13 protein-coding genes and 1 pseudogene are annotated in these 17,066 nt (G+C 60.9%); 7 read left to right on the top strand and 7 right to left on the bottom strand.

Annotation, left to right across the window (positions count from 1 at the left end; genetic code table 11):
• The 5 genes from ACN0WF_RS17865 to ACN0WF_RS17845 form a co-directional block, all read left to right on the top strand.
• A partial coding sequence (locus ACN0WF_RS17865) for a hypothetical protein (RefSeq protein WP_417774116.1) occupies positions 1 to 404 on the top strand: 404 nt, incomplete at its 5' end.
• A complete protein-coding gene (locus ACN0WF_RS17860) occupies positions 388 to 3,171 on the top strand; it encodes an ATP-binding domain-containing protein (protein WP_417774115.1) in 2,784 nt (927 codons plus the stop codon). The genes ACN0WF_RS17865 and ACN0WF_RS17860, both read left to right, overlap by 17 nt.
• Before the next feature lie 111 nt (positions 3,172 to 3,282).
• Positions 3,283 to 4,467: a DUF6361 family protein gene (locus ACN0WF_RS17855; protein WP_417280896.1), complete on the top strand. Its 1,185-nt coding sequence runs from the start codon at positions 3,283 to 3,285 to the stop codon at positions 4,465 to 4,467.
• Positions 4,457 to 6,313 carry a hypothetical protein gene (locus tag ACN0WF_RS17850; RefSeq protein ID WP_417280895.1) on the top strand — a complete coding sequence of 619 codons (1,857 nt, stop codon included), beginning with the start codon at positions 4,457 to 4,459 and terminating at the stop codon, positions 6,311 to 6,313. Before ACN0WF_RS17855 ends, ACN0WF_RS17850 begins: the two co-directional genes overlap by 11 nt.
• A complete protein-coding gene (locus ACN0WF_RS17845) occupies positions 6,303 to 9,431 on the top strand; it encodes a DEAD/DEAH box helicase (RefSeq protein ID WP_417280894.1) in 3,129 nt (1,042 codons plus the stop codon). Before ACN0WF_RS17850 ends, ACN0WF_RS17845 begins: the two co-directional genes overlap by 11 nt.
• An 11-nt stretch (positions 9,432 to 9,442) precedes the next feature.
• Here the strand turns inward: ACN0WF_RS17845 and ACN0WF_RS17840 are convergent, their stop codons facing one another.
• The 6 genes from ACN0WF_RS17840 to ACN0WF_RS17815 form a co-directional block, all read right to left on the bottom strand.
• Positions 9,443 to 11,296, bottom strand: coding sequence for a type II toxin-antitoxin system HipA family toxin (locus ACN0WF_RS17840; protein WP_417280893.1), 1,854 nt, complete (start codon positions 11,294 to 11,296; stop codon positions 9,443 to 9,445).
• Positions 11,297 to 11,601: 305 nt separating this feature from the next.
• Positions 11,602 to 12,492, bottom strand: coding sequence for a plasmid partitioning protein RepB C-terminal domain-containing protein (locus tag ACN0WF_RS17835; RefSeq protein WP_417280892.1), 891 nt, complete (start codon positions 12,490 to 12,492; stop codon positions 11,602 to 11,604).
• Between the two features lie 175 nt (positions 12,493 to 12,667).
• Positions 12,668 to 13,378: a plasmid partitioning protein RepB C-terminal domain-containing protein gene (locus ACN0WF_RS17830; protein WP_417280890.1), complete on the bottom strand. Its 711-nt coding sequence runs from the start codon at positions 13,376 to 13,378 to the stop codon at positions 12,668 to 12,670.
• The gene (locus ACN0WF_RS17825; protein WP_417280889.1) at positions 13,375 to 14,133 is read right to left on the bottom strand and encodes a hypothetical protein; all 759 of its coding nucleotides are present in this window, start codon (positions 14,131 to 14,133) and stop codon (positions 13,375 to 13,377) included. The genes ACN0WF_RS17830 and ACN0WF_RS17825 overlap by 4 nt, the downstream gene beginning before the upstream one ends.
• A gap of 21 nt (positions 14,134 to 14,154) precedes the next feature.
• Entirely contained in the window at positions 14,155 to 14,241 is an 87-nt protein-coding gene (locus ACN0WF_RS17820; RefSeq protein WP_417774119.1) for a hypothetical protein, read from the bottom strand.
• 172 nt (positions 14,242 to 14,413) lie between these two features.
• Positions 14,414 to 14,611, bottom strand: coding sequence for a recombinase family protein (locus ACN0WF_RS17815; RefSeq protein ID WP_417280899.1), 198 nt, complete (start codon positions 14,609 to 14,611; stop codon positions 14,414 to 14,416).
• A gap of 147 nt (positions 14,612 to 14,758) precedes the next feature.
• Here ACN0WF_RS17815 and ACN0WF_RS17810 point away from each other — a divergent pair, with 147 nt between their 5' ends.
• Positions 14,759 to 15,139 (top strand): hypothetical protein, encoded by a 381-nt coding sequence (locus tag ACN0WF_RS17810; RefSeq protein WP_417280887.1) that lies wholly within the window; start codon positions 14,759 to 14,761, stop codon positions 15,137 to 15,139.
• A 140-nt stretch (positions 15,140 to 15,279) separates the two neighbouring features.
• Complete coding sequence (locus ACN0WF_RS17805; RefSeq protein WP_091738346.1) at positions 15,280 to 15,570, top strand: helix-turn-helix transcriptional regulator; 291 nt, start codon at positions 15,280 to 15,282, stop codon at positions 15,568 to 15,570.
• On the opposite strand, the pseudogene ACN0WF_RS17800 reads toward ACN0WF_RS17805, so the two are convergent.
• Positions 15,542 to 16,800 (bottom strand): annotated as a pseudogene (locus ACN0WF_RS17800) (tyrosine-type recombinase/integrase). The gene ACN0WF_RS17805 and the pseudogene ACN0WF_RS17800 sit on opposite strands and share 29 nt — an antisense overlap.
• Between the last annotated feature and the right edge of the window lie 266 nt (positions 16,801 to 17,066).

Raw genomic sequence — 17,066 nt, 5'->3', positions numbered from 1 at the left:
CCCCAGGCATCTACCTTGGCGCCGAGACCCATCATGCACTAAGACTGAAACCGGACCACCCGATAGGGGCAGGCCAAATCGCGCTCCTTCAATATGCCTATGATCTGTTCTTCGGAAAATCGGTTGCGCTTCATCTCTGGTCCTTCTCGTCGGGCCAGAGCCTAATTCAAACTGGATTAGCTCCAAGGGGCAACGTCACCGCCACCAGCTTCGATAACGCGGGTAGGCCAACCGTTGTCGTCGATTGGAAAAGCGACGTGCAGCCTTCGCCTGCAATGATCGACCATTATCGTGCCCAGGTGGGCGCCTATCTCGACATGACATCGGCCGATCGAGGCATGATCGTGTTTATGACCAGCGGCGAGATTATCGCAGTACCAAGCGGTAGTGGCCACCCTGCTTAGCGAAAACAATATTCCACGCAGAAGGAATTTGCGCTGGATTTCTCGATACCTGGTTGCAAGTATGACTGCTGAGAAGGGGGGAGTGAGTTTGGGCGCCGATCGAAACAACCATATTGGCGAAATCGCTCATCAGGCACTCAATATATTTGAGACTGTGTCTGTGCGAGCTCGCGACGAACTCGCTCGTTTTCGGGGACCAACTGCAGAGAGCTTAGCGCCACTCAACACGCTGACTACCGAAAAGGCGGTGGCCAAGCTCAACGAAATTGGCCGAGAAATGTTGGACGGCCACCAAATCCTCGCTCGTGAGCCTGCGATCGCGCGTGTTGTCGCAATCGATGAGAATGACGTTCAAACGACATATTATATCTCTCGCTTTGCACCGTCTGGCTTAGGCAACGATGGGCTTAAATTCGCGAGCTACAACGCTCGCATCGGTCGCCTCGCATCGTTGCGGCCTGGCGGCTATATCGATGTTCCAGGAGGATCGCTTGAGGTCGTTGATCGAGCGCTCTTCCATGCCGAATCGCTACCTGACGGCTGGGACTCTCGGAATACCGTTTTTGAAGCTGACGGCCAGAAGACTGTCACGGTAGCGTCGCTTCTACGCCTACTTGCTGAGACTGGCGGCTCAAATGATGCGCTCGACGAAATCGAGCGCATTTTGTTCGCTGCTGAAGCTGACGAAAACATCACCGTCGGTCGTAAGCGTGGGATCATCGACAAGATGCAGTTGCGCGATCAGGCGGTGCTTGATGAGTTCCAGGACGAGATTTTCAGGCTGCCGCTAGATTCCCAATTGCTGATCCTAGGGCCGCCGGGAACCGGCAAAACCACGACGCTTATCCGTCGACTCGGTCAGAAGCTCGATCCTCACGGATTGAGCGATGAAGAACAAGAAATGGTAGAAGCCTCGCCCTCCGCACTTCCGCATGGCCAAAGCTGGATCATGTTCACGCCAACGGACCTGCTGGGCCAATACATAAAAGAAGCCTTCAGCCGCAACAATGTCCCCGCCTCCGATCTTCGGATTAAGACATGGACGAGCCATCGTAAGGAGCTATCGCGCAACCACTTCCCTATCTTGCGAACTGCCAACGGCGGTGGCCCATTCATCATGAAAGTCAGCGCCGCCACAATTACTGATTCTGCATATGAACGGCCAATCGATTGGTTTGAACAGTTCTATGCCGAGCAAGATGACGAATTTTGGTCGGGCCTTGATGGCGCTGGCAACGCTCTGGCTGACAGCTCGGATGAGGAAGTGGTCAGACTTGGGGGCCGCTTGTCATCGGCATTAGGGAGTGCCCGCAGCACCTCAAGTGCGAGTGCAATCTACGCGCTCGCCGCCTTGAATGACGATGTTCGCAAGGTGCTCGGTAGGGTCCGCAGTGAGGTTGATAGCGTTTTGAAAGCTGCCTTAACGCGTGCGCAGGCGAAAGCCCGCCAAGGCGGCGATAATTTCTTTGAACAGCTTATTAGTTTCCTCGACAAATTGGATGAGCAAACCGACTCTATCGACGACGATCTCGAAGATGAGGAAGAGGACGAAGAAGAACGGCCTACGAACAAGCCCGCAGCAGCGCAGCGCGCCTACTATGCTGCTCTGCGCTTGCAAGCGAGACGCACGCGTTCGCGGCGCCGCGGTGCGGCCACACGAACATCTGCCGTGCTAGATTGGATCGGCGATCGCGGCCTCAATGAAACGGAGGTTGCGAGTCTCGCCGAGCGCTTAACCGTTCAGCTAGCATTGAACCGTTTCAGCGCGCCCGTTCGCGGTTATCTCAACCGTATCCCTGCACGATACCGCACTTTCCGCCGAGCGGGGCGTGGTGGACAATGGTATTCCGACCAACTTGTTGGTCGGGACATACACCCGCTCGAGGCGGATGTCATAATCCTAGCAATGCTTCGTACCGCGAATTCTTTGCTGACGGACAACCGTATCAAACGAAATATCGAATTTCCTGCCTATGAGGCGCTGAAAGCTGTACGTGAGATTCAACGCAATCAGATCCTGGTCGATGAAGCGCCAGATTTTTCTCCTGTCCAACTTGCTTGCATGCGAGGCTTGGCAATTGCCCCAATCTCTTCGTTCTTCGCGTGCGGAGATTTCAATCAGCGTATTACGGAGTGGGGTAGTCGTTCCGAGGAGAGCCTCCGGTGGGTTGAACCAGGGCTCAAGATTCAGAAAATCTCCATAGCCTATCGTCAGAGCCGCCAACTGAACGATCTAGCAAACGCGCTTGCAGATCCTGCCAGCGCCAATCCTGCTGATGCTGACCTTCCTGTCGATGTAAACAACGATGCAGTGGCACCGGTCATCACCTCAGGTCTGTCAGACCCCGCCGACGTAGCTCAATGGCTTTCTCGCCGACTTTCTGAGATTGAGAGGTCCGTATCACCTCGCCCTTTGCCGTCAATCGCTGTGCTGGTGCATGAGGAAGCTGCCGTTCGACCTCTAGCCGAAGCGTTAAATGAGATATTGGAGGATCAGAATCTCCACGCTGTCGCCTGTGTAGACGGCAAGATTATTGGCCGCGATGACGAGATTCGGGTTTTCGATGTGCGTCACATCAAGGGCCTCGAGTTCGAGGCTGTGTTCTTCGTAGGTGTGGAGGAATTGGCGGAGGCAGAGCCGACGCTGTTCGAGCGCTACCTTTACGTAGGTGCAACAAGGGCAGCCACCTATCTAGGTGTCTGTGCTGGCACCACCGTTCCACCATCGTTGGACCGCCTTCGCGATCACTTTAGCGATCACTGGTAGCGGGTGCTCCTCCCCCCGTGTGTGTGTAGAGAAGCGGCGCTCTGCTCGCAGCGAACCGAAGCTAGTCAATTAGTTACGCCAAAGGCGCGACCCAACATAATTGGATCGAAAATGTCATCGCTCGCCTGGATTGATTTCGATGAAGCTGAACGCCAGCGCGCGCAGCGGATCATGGCGCTATTCCAGGAGCGGGAAACCCGCGACGAACTGGGTCTGGGCGGCATCCGCGATTCGATCGCCGATCACCTTTTCCCGGGCACAAGCACGATCCAAACCCGGCTGCGCTACATGCTGTTCATCCCTTGGCTGTTCCAGATGCTCGAAGGATCATCGGCCGGGGCGGATCAGCTCGCGAGCGAAGCGCGCGCCCTCGAAAACCGGCTCGCCAACGCGCTCAAGGCCGGCGGAGAGTCCAACGGCATCATTGGTAGGGACGCCGGTGCGGACCTCCAGAGACTGCCCAGTTCGGTCTACTGGGCTGGGCTTGGCACATGGGGCATCCGTCTCTTCCCAGGCTCAACCGACAACCTCTTTTCCTCCATGCGCCATCTCCAACGCGCGCGGCCTCGTGTCCGTGAAAGCGAGGATTCAGCGTCCGAGGCCCAAGCCCTTCAGATCTGGACCCCGACGCTGCCAGCGCGTCCCACCGACCTGCTCGACCATACGCAGTTCAAGCTCTCGCTCGATGAGGCCCAGTTCATCATCGACCGGCTCGTTGCCCATCAACCTCACAGCCTCTTGGCGTTTTTGGCGCGAAGCGGGTCCAGCCAAGCTGAATGCGACAACATCTGGGAGCACCCCCATCTTGCCGATTTCCCTGACGACGCCCGCACATTGGTCCGCCATGGCGCGATATTCTCCAGCGTGATGCACGGCGCCTCACTGCTCTACAACTTGCTGCTCAGCCGGCTCCGTGATCGGGCCGAATGGATCGAGAAATACGAGGTCCGGTTTGCCGAATGGCAATCCAGCCTAGACATGGCCGCAATCCGGGCTTGGTCACTGGATGCGTTCTGGGCGGCGATCGATCATCCCGCACACAGCATCCGGCCAGCAGCCAAACGCTTCGTCGCCGAATGGCTTGGCCTGTTGACCGCGGGCAGCGTCCTAGACGGTGCGCTGACACCGGCCGCCCGTCTTGTGCAGGATCGCGAGCGGCGACTGAAAACAAGCCAGTCCCGATTTGCCAACCGAGCCGTGCGAGACCGTTGGACAGGCGCTTCTGGTGTCGAGCCGCTGACCTTCCGATGGGCGCAAGCCAAGTCGCACCTGCGGGATCTTGCCAGTGCTGAATAGAACGACGCTCGATCCGGAAACCCGCGTTCTCTACGGCGACAGCCTGCAGCCCCCTCCGGGCTATGTCTTCGACGCTGCGATCGCGACGACTTTCTCGCTCGATTTCGAAACCGCGCTCGCCGCATCCGTCAGCCTCGCCCTGTTCGCGGCTGAAAATCGTGACGACATTCTTACCCACCCACTGGCGCTGCTCGAAGGTGCCGAGCGGATCGCTGGACGCCTCGTCATCTATGCCGATGCAGGGCATCTACATGCTCAAAGCCGCCCTCATTCACGGCTCTGCTCTCTGCTCGAACGCATCATCGTCGAAGTCGCCGCACCGCGCGGAGGTGCGTTCCATCCCAAGCTCTGGGCTCTCCGCTATCGGCCGACGCGCACCGAAGACCTGACGCTCCTGCGGTTGCTGGTGCTCTCGCGCAACCTTACGCGAGATCGGTCTTGGGACATCTCGCTACGCCTCGATGGCGAGCTGACGCGCCGCCCCGATGCGAACAACCGGCCGCTGTTCGATCTTCTGAGCCGACTGCCAGATCTCGCCGTCGCCGGCATCTCCGACGATGCGCGCGCACTGACCGCAGAGGTTGCCGAAGATATCCGGCGCGCCCGGTGGACCGTGCCCGACCGGTTCGACGAGATCAGCTTCGCGGTCAACGGGTTCGGCGGCAAAATCTGGCAGCCTGCGTCCTGCGCGCGACTGGGCATCATCTCGCCCTTTTGCGATACCAGTGCGCTCAACCTGCTCAGCGGGCTGCCGACAGCAGAAAAGCCCGTCATCATCAGCCGCCCGGATCAATTGGCTTGCGTCGACAGCGCCATACTGGACGGTTTTGAACGCGTTTCCGTCCTTGACGAAATGGCCGCCAGCGAAGACGGCGAGGAGGTCTCCACCAGCGCGCTTCAGGGACTACACGCCAAGGCATTCATCGCCGAGACGGGCTGGGACACGATTCTGACGATTGGGTCTGGCAACGCGACGCGTCCTGCCCTTCTGTCGGGCAACAATGTGGAGCTCTTCGCCTCGCTCAGAGGCAAGCGATCTAAGGTCGGCAGCGTCGAGCAGATCATGGGCGAGAAGGGCTTTGGGCGCCTCACCCGCAACTTCGTTACCAGCGAGCTTGACCCCATTGATCCCGCCACCATCGCCGCAGAGGCCCGGCTCAACGACGCACGCCGCGCCTTGTGCCGTGGTGGATTGCGCCTGCGCTGTGAGCGGATCGAGAGCATTGACGGCGATGCGCACCCGTGGCGCGTCTGGCTCATTCCCACGGAGCCGTTGCCGCTTGTCGGCATCGCCTCGCTGCAGGTTTGGCCCATCACCCGAGGAGATGGCCATGCCAGCGATGTGCTGGATGCCCTTCGCGCAGGAACGGCCGTCGATCTCGGTGCCATGCCGATCGTCGACCTCACCCGCTTTCTGGCCTTTCGGTTGACCTCAGACGGTGCCCAGGTGTCAGCCCTGTTCAGCACCAGTCTGGTGATGGAAGGCCTTCCGCCCGAACGCCATGCCGCGATCCTTCGCTGGGTGATCGACAGCCGAGATGCGTTCTTTCGCTATCTGCGGCTCCTGTTGTCAGAACTCGGCGATCCATTCGGCGCGGCTTTGGCGGCGCTGGAAGGTTCCGGCAGCATGGCTTGGGCCAGTGCCGCCGACGACGCACCGCTCTTGGAAGATATGGTTCGCGCCTTGTGTCGTGGAGGCGAAAGACTTCAGGCAATCGAACGCCTGATGACGCGATTGGAGGCTTGCAACGATACCGGCGCCGATCCGATACCCAGCGATTTCCGAACCCTTTGGGATGCTTTCCGCATTGCCCTCCAAGATCAGGGCCTCAGCCATGACGGATAACCGGTTTGAAGCCGAAGCTTCCCTCGCTCCGCTGAAAGCTTTTCAGCGTCGTACAGTCGATTATGTGTTTGACCGGCTTTACGGCGACCAGGATCCCGTCAGGCAATTCCTTGTCGCGGACGAAGTGGGCCTTGGCAAAACCATGGTCGCGCGCGGCGTCATCGCCCGCACCATCGAGAAACTTTGGGACAGCACAGATCGGATCGATATCCTCTACATCTGTTCCAATCAGGCGATTGCGGCTCAGAACATCAATCGCCTCAATGTGCTTGGCCGACGCGAGCTGGCGTTACCGACCCGCATGACCCTTATACCGCTCCAGGTCCGGGGCGATCAGGGGCTCGACGCCAACAAGGTCAACTTCATCAGCCTGACACCAGGCACGACCTTTGACCTACGCTCGACCACAGGCGTTACACAGGAACGCGCCTTGCTGCTGCGGATGCTCGAAGACCGGGTGTCGCGGCCGCGCGGCTTGCACAATCTGCTTCAGGTGTCCGCCGGTGTTGATGGCTGGAATGGCGCCGTCCGCGAGTTGTCCCTGGATGGTGTCGATCAACGGATCATCGATCGCTTCCGCCGCGACGTCGAAAAAGACGCCGAGCTGTTCACGGAGTTGGAGGCGGTCTGCGACCTCTTCCCACGTCGCCGTGACACCTATCCTCAAGAGCTGAACCAGCGGCGCAATGCCTTGGTCGGCCGCCTTCGCGGCAAACTCTCGCACGCCTGCATCGACGCCCTGAAACCCGACCTCATCATCATGGATGAGTTTCAACGGTTCCGCGACTTGCTCCACGGCGAAACCCCGGCTGCTGACCTGGCGCGCGAGCTGTTCGACTACTCGGACGGCAAGGATCATGCCGCGCGTACGCTTCTGCTCTCCGCCACACCCTACCGGATGCTGACCTTGTCCGGTGACGAACCCGACGACGGCGAACATTACCGAGATTTTCTGGAGACCTTGTCCTTCCTCTACGGTCGGACCAACGGTCCCGACGTGGCCAAGGCGCTGAAACGCGAAATGCGCGAGTTTCGCGGCTTCCTTCATGCGCTGCCCGGCGCGCGCAACGAGGCCATCGGCGCGCGCCATGTCGTCGAGGACCGGCTGCGCAAGGTAATGGCGCGCACCGAACGCGTGGCCAGCACCATCGAGCGCGACTCAATGGTGAGCGAGCCGCCGATGGCCATCACGATCCTGCCGTCTGATCTGCGCCAGGCCGCAGCAGTATCGGACGTTGCGCGCGCCCTCGATGCGCCTGAGATCACCGAATACTGGAAGTCCGCGCCCTACCTCCTCAACTTCATGCGCGACTATGCGCTCAAGCGGCTATTGAAAGATCAGCTCGACAAGCCGGCGCCCAATCTGTGCGCGGCGCTCGATCGCGCACGGCCTGCCATGCTCGATCGCGACCGGCTTGACGCCTACGAGCCGCTCGAACCCGCTAACGGTCGGATGCGCGGCGTCATGGAAGACGTGTTCGGCGATGGTCTCGATCAACATCTGTGGATCCCGCCATCCCTACCCTATTACGGTCCCGAGCGATCCGGGCCGCCGCTGACCAAGGCGCTGATCTTCTCATCCTGGTCGATGGTGCCCGATGCGATCGCGTCAATCCTGTCCTACGAGGCCGAACGCCGTATGGGCGTCGGCGCTTCGGGGCAGCGATATTTCGGTCATGTTCGCCCACGTCCCATCCAGTTCCGGCAGAACCAAGGGCGGCTTGTCGCCATGCGGGCAATGCACCTGGTCTATCCGTCGCCGACCTTGGCGCGCCTTGCCGACCCTCTTGCGATCTTTGGAGCGTCGAACGAAGTCCTGTCGGTCGACGCCATGCGTAAAGCCGTCGCCGAGCGCTTGCGCGAGAGCGTCGCCGCGCTCGCCGAGCGGTCAAGCGACACCGCAGATGGCCGCGATTGGGAATGGGCTGCCCCGGCCGTCATCGACGCCATGGCAAAAGCCAGCTCCGTCGCCTGGGTCAACTCGCCTTACGGCTTCGCCCTCCTCGGCAACGAAGAGGGTTTCAAGGAGCATGTCGCCGAACTGCGGACTGTGACGACCGAACGCACCTTTGGACCCATACCGGACACGCTGATTGACCTCCTTGTAGATGTCGCTCTCGGCAGCCCCGCAGTCTGTGCGCTGCGCGCCCTGCACCGGATCGCGCCCGATCTCGCTTGGGACGATCATCGACTGCTGAAGGCGGCGAACCAGATCTCCTGGGGTTTCCGCACGCTTTTCAACCAGCACGACGCCGTCGCCCTCCTCCGCAAGGACGACGATGACCGCTATTGGCGCCAGGTGCTGACCTACGGCGTTGAGCATAACCTTCAGGCCGTTCTCGACGAGTACGTCCACTATCTGCTCGACGCCGAGGGCTTGGGCGCCAAGCCAGCCGTTGATCGTATCGCTGGAATCAGCAAGGCGATCTCGGAGCCGTTGGCCATTCGTCCCTCGCAGATCGATGTCGAGGATCCAACGGTCGACGGTAAGAAGCTGGTGATCAACAAGTTCCAGATGCGCGGGCGCTTCGCCATGCGCCTGGCCGACTGCAAGGACGAGGAAGGCGGCGCCGCACGCCTCTCCAGCGTTCGCGACGCCTTCAACTCACCGTTCCGACCCTTCGCGCTGGCCACGACCTCCATCGGACAAGAAGGCCTCGACTTTCACCCTTATTGCTATCGGCTCTATCACTGGAACTTGCCCGGAAATCCCGTCGATCTCGAGCAGCGCGAGGGGCGTGTCCACCGCTTCAAGGGTCACGCCATCCGCCTCAATCTGGCGCATCGGCAGGTCGACGTGGTGCGTGGGCGCGAGACAGATCACGATGATCCTTGGCAGATCATGTTCGACGCAGCTCGCGCTGAGACCGAGAATGACTCTGACCTCATTCCCTGCTGGATCTACGAAGGTCCGGTGAAGGTCGAACGCCGCGTGCCCATGCTCCCGTTCAGCCGCGAGGTCCGACGACTCGAATGGCTCAAGCGGAGCTTGACCGTCTATCGCCTCGCGTTCGGGCAACCGCGTCAGGAAGACCTACTGGAGTATCTTCACAGCCTCATGGGAACCGCCATGGCGGCAGATGATCTCGACGACCTGCAGATCCGACTCCAACCGTAACGTCGCGCCACTCAGTCGCCTTCAGCTGCAAGTGCCGTGCAGCGTTCCCCGACCAACGCGATCACCTTGTCCTGCGCTGTTTTGGCGGCCTCAGCCTCGGCCGAGAAGGCAGGTAGCTGAAGCCCCTGCGCCCGGTCGGCCACACGCGCGGTCAGGTCCGCAATCGCAGTCTCGGCATCTCCGGCGGATACGCCGATTGTCCGCGCCAGCGCGAGGAAGTCCTGGCGCGTCAGGCGGTCATCCTTGCCGTTGAGCTTGAGCGCCATGCGATCGCCCCCCAGACCTGGGAAGACGCGCGTGGTGACGGCGTCGTACAGCGGCGCAAAGCGCACGCTCGTGAAGGCCTTGGCATCCACCTCGGCGACTTTGAGCACAGCGAGGTTCTTGAGGTGCATATCGCCATCGGCGATGAGCCAGGCGAACACGGCCCGGCGGAACAGGATATCGAGATCGCCGGCCGGATCGGTCGACAGCGGTCGTAGGCCGCGTGCCATCCGCTCGATCGTTCCGTCGTATTTGGCGGATGCGGGAAGGTCCAGAATGGAGCAAAAGTCCTCCATCGCCAGACGCCGCTGATCCGCAGGCCCGCGACGGATATCAAACCGCTCGACGACCAGTGCAGGCGACATGCCATCCGGCATTTCCAGCAGCGCGGCATCGGGCACATCGAACCCGGCCGAGCGGCCAAGCTCCAGGCAAAGCCACTCGACGACCGGCAACGTCTCGAAGCCCGCCGTGCCAGCGGGCTTGAGGATATGGCTGAACGGCTGATCGATGGCCGGAACGAGGGCGCCATCAGGCATCAGGCTCATCGGCGCCTTGATCTGGACGCCCGACAGGCGCGGTGTTTCCGCGCGCGCGAAGATGCGCGCCAGATTTTGCTCGAAGGTCTCCTCGATCTCGCCCCGCGCCGGACCTGCGTAGCGGCCCGTGAAGCGACCGGCGTCGATGTATCCAGCCAGTGTTGTCGTGAGAATGTCGGCAGGCAGTGCAGCCAGTTCCTCTCGCCCCTCGACGATGACGATGTTCGACATATATCGCCGTCCGCGCCGAAGCGCCTCGCGTTCATCGCGTTCATGGAGAACCTGCGCCAACCAGCCCTCGGGCAGCAGCGATTCAATAAAGGCCGGCAGCTTGCCCGGCGTGGTTTCGCGCACGAGGGCCGGTCCCGCTCGACGCCCCGGCTTCCAGCGCCATTCGAATCCATCGTGGGTCAGCCGGCCGAGCGGTTCACCGTGCCAGGCGACGATGAGATCGAGCGCCGCCTTGTTGACCGGCGCCTTGGCGACGCCCGGCTGTGCCAGCAGGAAGCGTTCGGCGCCTTCGCCTTCGCGATACCATTCATTCTCACGCGCCAGCACCCAGACGGCGTCGGCCGCGGCTTGGGGCGTCCCATGCTCCTCCACCAGACGCGCCGCCATCTGCGCACGCATGTCGGCGGTAACCGCGCTCGCATGTTCGCTGCGCAGGCGGAACGCTTCGAGAAAGCGCTGGCGCGGTGATGATGCATCGATGCGTAATTCGCCCAGGTCGTCACCGATGACAGCGATCGCCGTCGATGGATGCTTCGGCGCTTCGTTCTGGATAATCTCGAGCGTCCGCAACCGCGTGCGCTGGTTGCGGCGGCCGCTGATAAACAGCCGCCCATCGGGCATCGGCGCGAGTAGCGCTGCACTCGCCGACGACAGATAGGCGTTGGGATAGAGATAGTGTGCAATCCGGACCGCATGACCGAGGATCGTCGCCTCGATATCCCCTTGGTCGTCGACGTAAACCCCGCGCACGAGCTGGATCAACTCACCGGCCTGCGCGCGCTGATGCGCGCGCTTGGCGTCAATTGTCTCACCGACCAAATGAAGAGCCATAGGATTATCTCGCATCTCAGATGCGCGTTAATCCCACCATCCGGCTTCGCGTGCAAGAATTATCGCGCATCTGAGATGCGCGATAATTCCGACATAAAGAGCAATTGGAGCGCACCGACCCGGAATGATCGGCGCGCTCCAGAACAGTCATGCCGCGAACGGCACGCAGCCAGCCCTATGACGACTGGCCTAGCGGGCTCCGAGCGGGTTCGCCGCCATCCCCGCCACCGCCCTTGATCCGCCCCTCGCGGCGGCTTCTCCGACGGTTCCGGCGCTTCTGGGTCCCGGTCCCCAAGCTTGAACTGTCAGGGAGTCATCGATTGATCGAGCGAGATGGCCTGCACGATGGCGCGGAAATTCTCCAGAAATTCGGGGGGCCGCCCTGCCAGAAATCCCTCGATCTCAGGCATCGCCAGCAAGCGCTCGATAAAGCCGGACGCCACGACCAAGACCAGCAAGTCGTCGCCATAGGAGACCTCAAGCTCCTTATAGTCCTCACTCACCGACGCCATCTCCCGTTCGAGACGCCCCATCTGCTCGGCCGACAACCCCGTAGCCTTCTTGAGTTCGTCCGGCTTGTGCAGATCCGACGGCTTCGAGGTCGCCAGGAGCGCCTTGGCATAACTGACCGTATAATTGTTCGCCGACACCATCAGTTCGGCCACCTCGAGCTGACGGATCGGCTTCATCTTGCGCAGCTTCTGGAAGGCGTGGTGCCCAACCGGCTTGTCCTTCAGCAGCTCGGCGACATCCCCGCTGATCCCTGCCAGCAGATGGCGGCACTGGCGGATCACCTTCACGTCGACATTGAGCGCGCGCGCCAGCTTTTCCTCCGACACCCCACGATCAAGCGCGCGCACGATCATGTAGTGTTCCTGAATCGTCGCCAACCGGTTGACCCGCTTATTGTAGGTGAAGGACTCGTCATCGTCGGCGACAACGCAAGGGGCCTCGGTCGCACCAAGAAACCGAAGGGCATCCAGCCGCATGTGTCCGTCGAGGAGAAGGTAGCTGCCGCCTTTCTGGCGCGCGATCGACAGCAGCTCGATCAGCCCGACTTCCGCAACAGATGCTGCGATCCGGCGATATTTGACGGACACACGCACCCCTGCCGGCAGCGCCTTGGTCGCCAAGAGCTCACCGATCGGGAGGGCTAGGATCTTGCGCTCGAAGGAGATTTTGACCGTATCGAACATCTTACGCCTTCGTCGGTCCAATCCGTTCGGCCAGTGCGCGCGGCAAGGTGCTCAACCCCTCCGCCCGCAGCAGCGTCACGAAATGATCGTCGGCCAGCAGACGCCGCATGGCGTTGGCCACGAACAGCAACCGGCTGCGCGCCAAGGAGGCGCGCTTGATCAGCAGCTTCTGCCGCTACGTTTCGCGTTGATAGGCGCGGATCAGGCTCTCCGATGTGACAGGCTTTTGGGTGCGACCAACCCGCGATCCGCGCTTATGCAGCTGCTTGCCGCTGGTGTTGCACTGTTCGATGATCTGCCGGATCGCGAGCACCTGATTGCCCGGGATCGACTTTTCCTCATAGGCCTGCGCCAACGCCTGCTGAACCTCGCCTTCCTTGGCGCGGGCGATCTCCATGGCGATCGAATGCGGGATGACGCCGCGCTCGACCGCCGCGATCAGCTTTTCCTCGCCATTGTCGAGCAACAGGCAGATCGCACTGACATATTCGACCGAGAAATCGACCTTGGCGGCGATCTCCGGGTGCGAATAGCCCCGGGCGCTCAGCGCGCCGATGGCGTGAACCAGTTCCAATGGGCTGTGCTGGCGCCGCGCAAGGTTCTCGACCAAGCTCATCACGTAACAATCTTCCTCGGCCGCATCGATCACGATGGCTGGGATTGCGGTCTGACCAAGTGCGATGAAGGCCTCGAGGCGACCCTGACCGCACACCAGGTCAAACCGCGTCTTTCCGGGTCGCTGGCTGACCGTGATCGGCTTCTTCAGCCCGAGATGGGCAATGCTATTCACCAGCTCTTGGAAGATCCGCTTGTTGCGTACCCGCGGGTTGAGAATGGTGATCAGATCGACCGGCACCGAGCGGATTTCGGGGAGCGGTGCGCTCATGCGGCAACCTTCAGCGGCACGCGGCGCGTCAGATCGAAAAACGCCTCCAAGGTATCGAAGCGGTAGGCATCGAGCAGGATGCCGTTCTCTAGTGCGAGCCTCAGATTCGGCGTGGCGCCGACGTCCAGCCATGGCAGCAAGTAGTAGTCGTGTATGGCGGCATTATCTTCCTGCATCCGGGCCACGATGGTGATGCTGGGCCTCAACCCGCTGTCGAAGCGCACCTTCCAGCGCAGCCCGCCGGCAGGGCTGATGTGGCACCGAGAGATCACCAGCGAGGCCGTGAACTCGTCATTGATATGCAGTAGGTCGGTGACGGGGTCGCGGTGCACCGTGCCGCCGGCCGCGCCAATGTCGGCGATGACCTGTGCCACGACATCGGGATGCAGTGTCCGCAGCGTTCGATTGGTCTCGATGTAGCGATAATCCCGCGAGGGGGCGTACCCAACAAGCTGATAGGCACGCACCAGGCTTCCGAAGCGGTGTCGGAACGTCGAGCTGGACGGCATGTCCTCGACCTCGTCGATCACAAGGCCCGACAACCAGCCCTTCTCGACGAGCAAAGCAGACAGCCGACCAAGAAGCTCCTCGTCGGTGAAGCGGCGGCTGCGCTCTTGGATAATCCGCTGGGCCGCCTCGAAAGCCCCATCGCCCCGGCCCCACATATCGGGCGTGTTCACCACCCGCTTCGCCTTCAGCTTGAAGGACGCCCGATTGTAGACGTTGTTGCCGATGTACTTTTCATTGGTCAGCACTTGGTGAACGGTTCCGCGCGTCTATGGCCGACCAAGATCGGTGAGGATGCCCTCATCATTGAGGGCTGCGGCGATCTCCGTTTCGGTGCGGCGCTGGACGACGAACATCCGGTAGAGACGCCGGACCACCTCGATCTCTTCAGGTGGCCCCGGCCTGAGCACGACCCGGTCCGTTTGCAGGCTCTTCTGCTCTCCATGATTGAGGACCGCTTTGGGCTGGCGATGCTCATCTACGAGATAGCGGCGTAGGCCAACCGGCCCCAGCGGCTCACGTCATAGACTAGGATCGCCTTGAAGTCGGTCTGACCGCCTCGCACGTCGGCGATGAGCGCTGAAGCGATAGCCGACCATCGAGCCGAAGGCCGCTCTTGCCCGATTCCTCGTAGATCTTCACGATCTCGAAGCCACGCCGAGCGGCGTATTGGGCGATGATTTTGGCCTGGTTCTCGGTCGAATATTTCTGATGCTCCGTCGACATACGGACATACTGCGCGGCGCGCACCGTAGGTCGCGGCGATACTTCAGAAATGACCGACTCCGATAAGTTCATCACACAGGTTGCTTTCGTTTAGGCTCCGAGCGGACAGGTTTGACTTCCCACCAAATCTATTGGGAGTCAGGACGAATGTCGTTCTCCGAGAAAGACCGAAAACTTCAGTCGAAAACTGGAAACTCTTTTCCGTCGCCCCAGCCAAACGAGCCGCTCGCCGCGGCGATCGCCGCAGCGCTGAAGGCGGAATTCGGCACCCCCCCCTCCGCCCACAAGACCGTGGCGCAGCTCACGCGCTCAAACGAGCGCGCGGTTCGGAATTGGCTCGAGGGCAAGAACAGCCCCAGCGGGGAGAACCTGGTAATCCTGATGCGACACTCTGATCTCGTCCTCCGCACGATGCTCAGCCTGGCGGATCGGCAAGACTTGGTATTGGCGATCGGTCTGGCGAGCCTGCGACGACAGCTTGTTGACGCCGTGGCGGCGATCGACGAACTGCCCCTCGCGCCTGACTAACGGCTACCGGACGACAAGCACGACCCCGCCGATTTGCACGCCATTGCCGCCGCGAGCCCTACGCCGGAGCGTTCGCTCTTTTCATGTCGGGTCTATCGGCTCCAATCGGCATCAGACGTCAATCTCGTTGGAGTAGAGTTATGTCGACGAAATCTGAGGCCCTCAAAAAGCGGATGATCCGCCGCCATGAGCTTCGGCAGATCGTACCGCTGGCCGACACCACCATCTATGAGATGGAACAGCGCGGCGAATTCCCTCGTCGCTTTGCGCTCACCCCGCGCTGCGTGGTGTGGGATCTGGCCGAGGTCGAAGCCTGGCTGACCGAGCGCCTGGCGACAGCCCGGCGATCACCCATCGACCGGGCGCCGCATCCCGATGTACGCAAGCGCAAGGCGCGTCCCGTCAAAGCGCCGGATCAGGCGCGAGCCTAGGCATCGATGGCGGAATCAGGACCGGCACGCGCTTCTGCCCCGCCACCCAGGCATCGATGATATCAGACCCATTCCTGCATCATGTGCCGCCGCTGATGCTCGTACTCCGCCTTGTTGTAGACTCCCCGCGAGGACCGCCCATCTTCATGGGCCAGGCACTTTTCGATCCAGTCACTGTTGAACCCCAGTTCGTTGAGCAGGGTCAATCCGGTCCGGCGCAAGTCATGTACCGTGAACGGCTCCAGCGGTAAGCCTTCCTTCTTCGCGCGCTCAACGACGGCATAGGTGACGCGGTTGAAGGTCGCCCGGGACATCGGCGCATCCGCATCATACCGAGACGGCAGAAGGTAGCGCGAGTTGCCCGCGCAGGTCTTCAACGCGATCATGATGTCGAGGCATTGCTGCCAGAGATAGACGTTATGCGCCTTGGATCGCTCCATGCGCTCCTTGGGGCTCGTCCACACAGCATTCTCGAAATCGACCTCGTCCCAAGACCGCATCCTGCAGCTCGCTCTTGCGCACCATTGTCAGCAGGAAGAGGCGCATCCCGAGTCGGATCGTTGGCAGCGTCGCCACATGGTCGAGCTGCTTGAGCATCACGCGAATTCCCGTCGGCGACAGCGACCGATCCTTTGGAACGAACGTCGCGATCGAGGCGGGGCCGACATCATCGGCCGGATTGGCGACCTTCTCGCGGTGCAAGATCGCAAACCCGTAGATCTGCTTGAGGATGTCGCGGACATGGATCGCAGTCGCCGGAGCGCCGCGATCGACGATCTTACCGCAGTGGGCGCGCAGGTCGTCCGGCGTGATTTCTATCAGCAGCCGATTCTTCCAGACTAGCAGAAGCTCTCGTTCGAAAATCGAACGCCGCATCGCGCGGGTGCTGTCCGCCATCGGTGCCTTCACCAACCAGCGCTCACCAAACTCACCGAAGCTCTTGGCCTCCTTGATCCGGCGTTTGTCGCGTTGCTTTTCCTGAGCCGGGGACCTGCCTTCAAAGACTGCACGCTTGGCGTCGATCGTCGCTTCACGAGCTCGCGCGAGCGACAAGCCGGAGGGACCGTACTTCCCGAGCGTGAGCGTCTCGCGCCGCCCATGCAGCCGGTAGTCCAGCCGAAACGTCAGCGTCCCGGAGGTTGAGACCTGCACATAAAGGCCGTCACGGTCCGTGACCTTGTAGGCTTTTTTGCGTGGTTTCAGGTTCTTAAGGGCAACATCGGTGAGTATACCGACCTCCTCTACGCAAAATACCGTCAGGCGATTTTTGGCCATTTTCGCCAACTTTATCACTTGATTTACAATGGTTTAGTGCGGAAAAAATACCGTCACTGGCTTCAATACCTCTGACGGTATCGCTGGATTGGGCCAAGTGCAAGTTTGCCGGATACCGTCACGCATGACTCCAGAACCAACCGCTGCTCCGCGATTGATCCCGATAGATAACGTGAGATAATCTTTTTATTTCAATGCGTTGATAGAACAATGCCGATTGG

This window comes from Stappia sp., from assembly GCF_048268045.1.
Taxonomy (GTDB): domain Bacteria; phylum Pseudomonadota; class Alphaproteobacteria; order Rhizobiales; family Stappiaceae; genus Stappia.
Note: the sequence above shows the minus strand (reverse complement) of the source record. Positions and strands in the feature narration are given on the sequence as shown.

Excerpts from the sequence above, each read along its gene's own strand:
- ACN0WF_RS17820 (WP_417774119.1), bottom strand. The coding sequence starts at position 14,241 with ATGTTCGTCGTCCAGCGCCGCACCGAAACGGAGATCGCCGCAGCCCTC.
- ACN0WF_RS17855 (WP_417280896.1), top strand. The coding sequence starts at position 3,283 with ATGTCATCGCTCGCCTGGATTGATTTCGATGAAGCTGAACGCCAGCGC.
- ACN0WF_RS17815 (WP_417280899.1), bottom strand. The coding sequence starts at position 14,611 with ATGTCGACGGAGCATCAGAAATATTCGACCGAGAACCAGGCCAAAATC.
- ACN0WF_RS17845 (WP_417280894.1), top strand. The coding sequence starts at position 6,303 with ATGACGGATAACCGGTTTGAAGCCGAAGCTTCCCTCGCTCCGCTGAAA.
- ACN0WF_RS17810 (WP_417280887.1), top strand. The coding sequence starts at position 14,759 with ATGTCGTTCTCCGAGAAAGACCGAAAACTTCAGTCGAAAACTGGAAAC.
- ACN0WF_RS17830 (WP_417280890.1), bottom strand. The coding sequence starts at position 13,378 with ATGAGCGCACCGCTCCCCGAAATCCGCTCGGTGCCGGTCGATCTGATC.
- ACN0WF_RS17835 (WP_417280892.1), bottom strand. The coding sequence starts at position 12,492 with ATGTTCGATACGGTCAAAATCTCCTTCGAGCGCAAGATCCTAGCCCTC.
- ACN0WF_RS17805 (WP_091738346.1), top strand. The coding sequence starts at position 15,280 with ATGTCGACGAAATCTGAGGCCCTCAAAAAGCGGATGATCCGCCGCCAT.
- ACN0WF_RS17840 (WP_417280893.1), bottom strand. The coding sequence starts at position 11,296 with ATGGCTCTTCATTTGGTCGGTGAGACAATTGACGCCAAGCGCGCGCAT.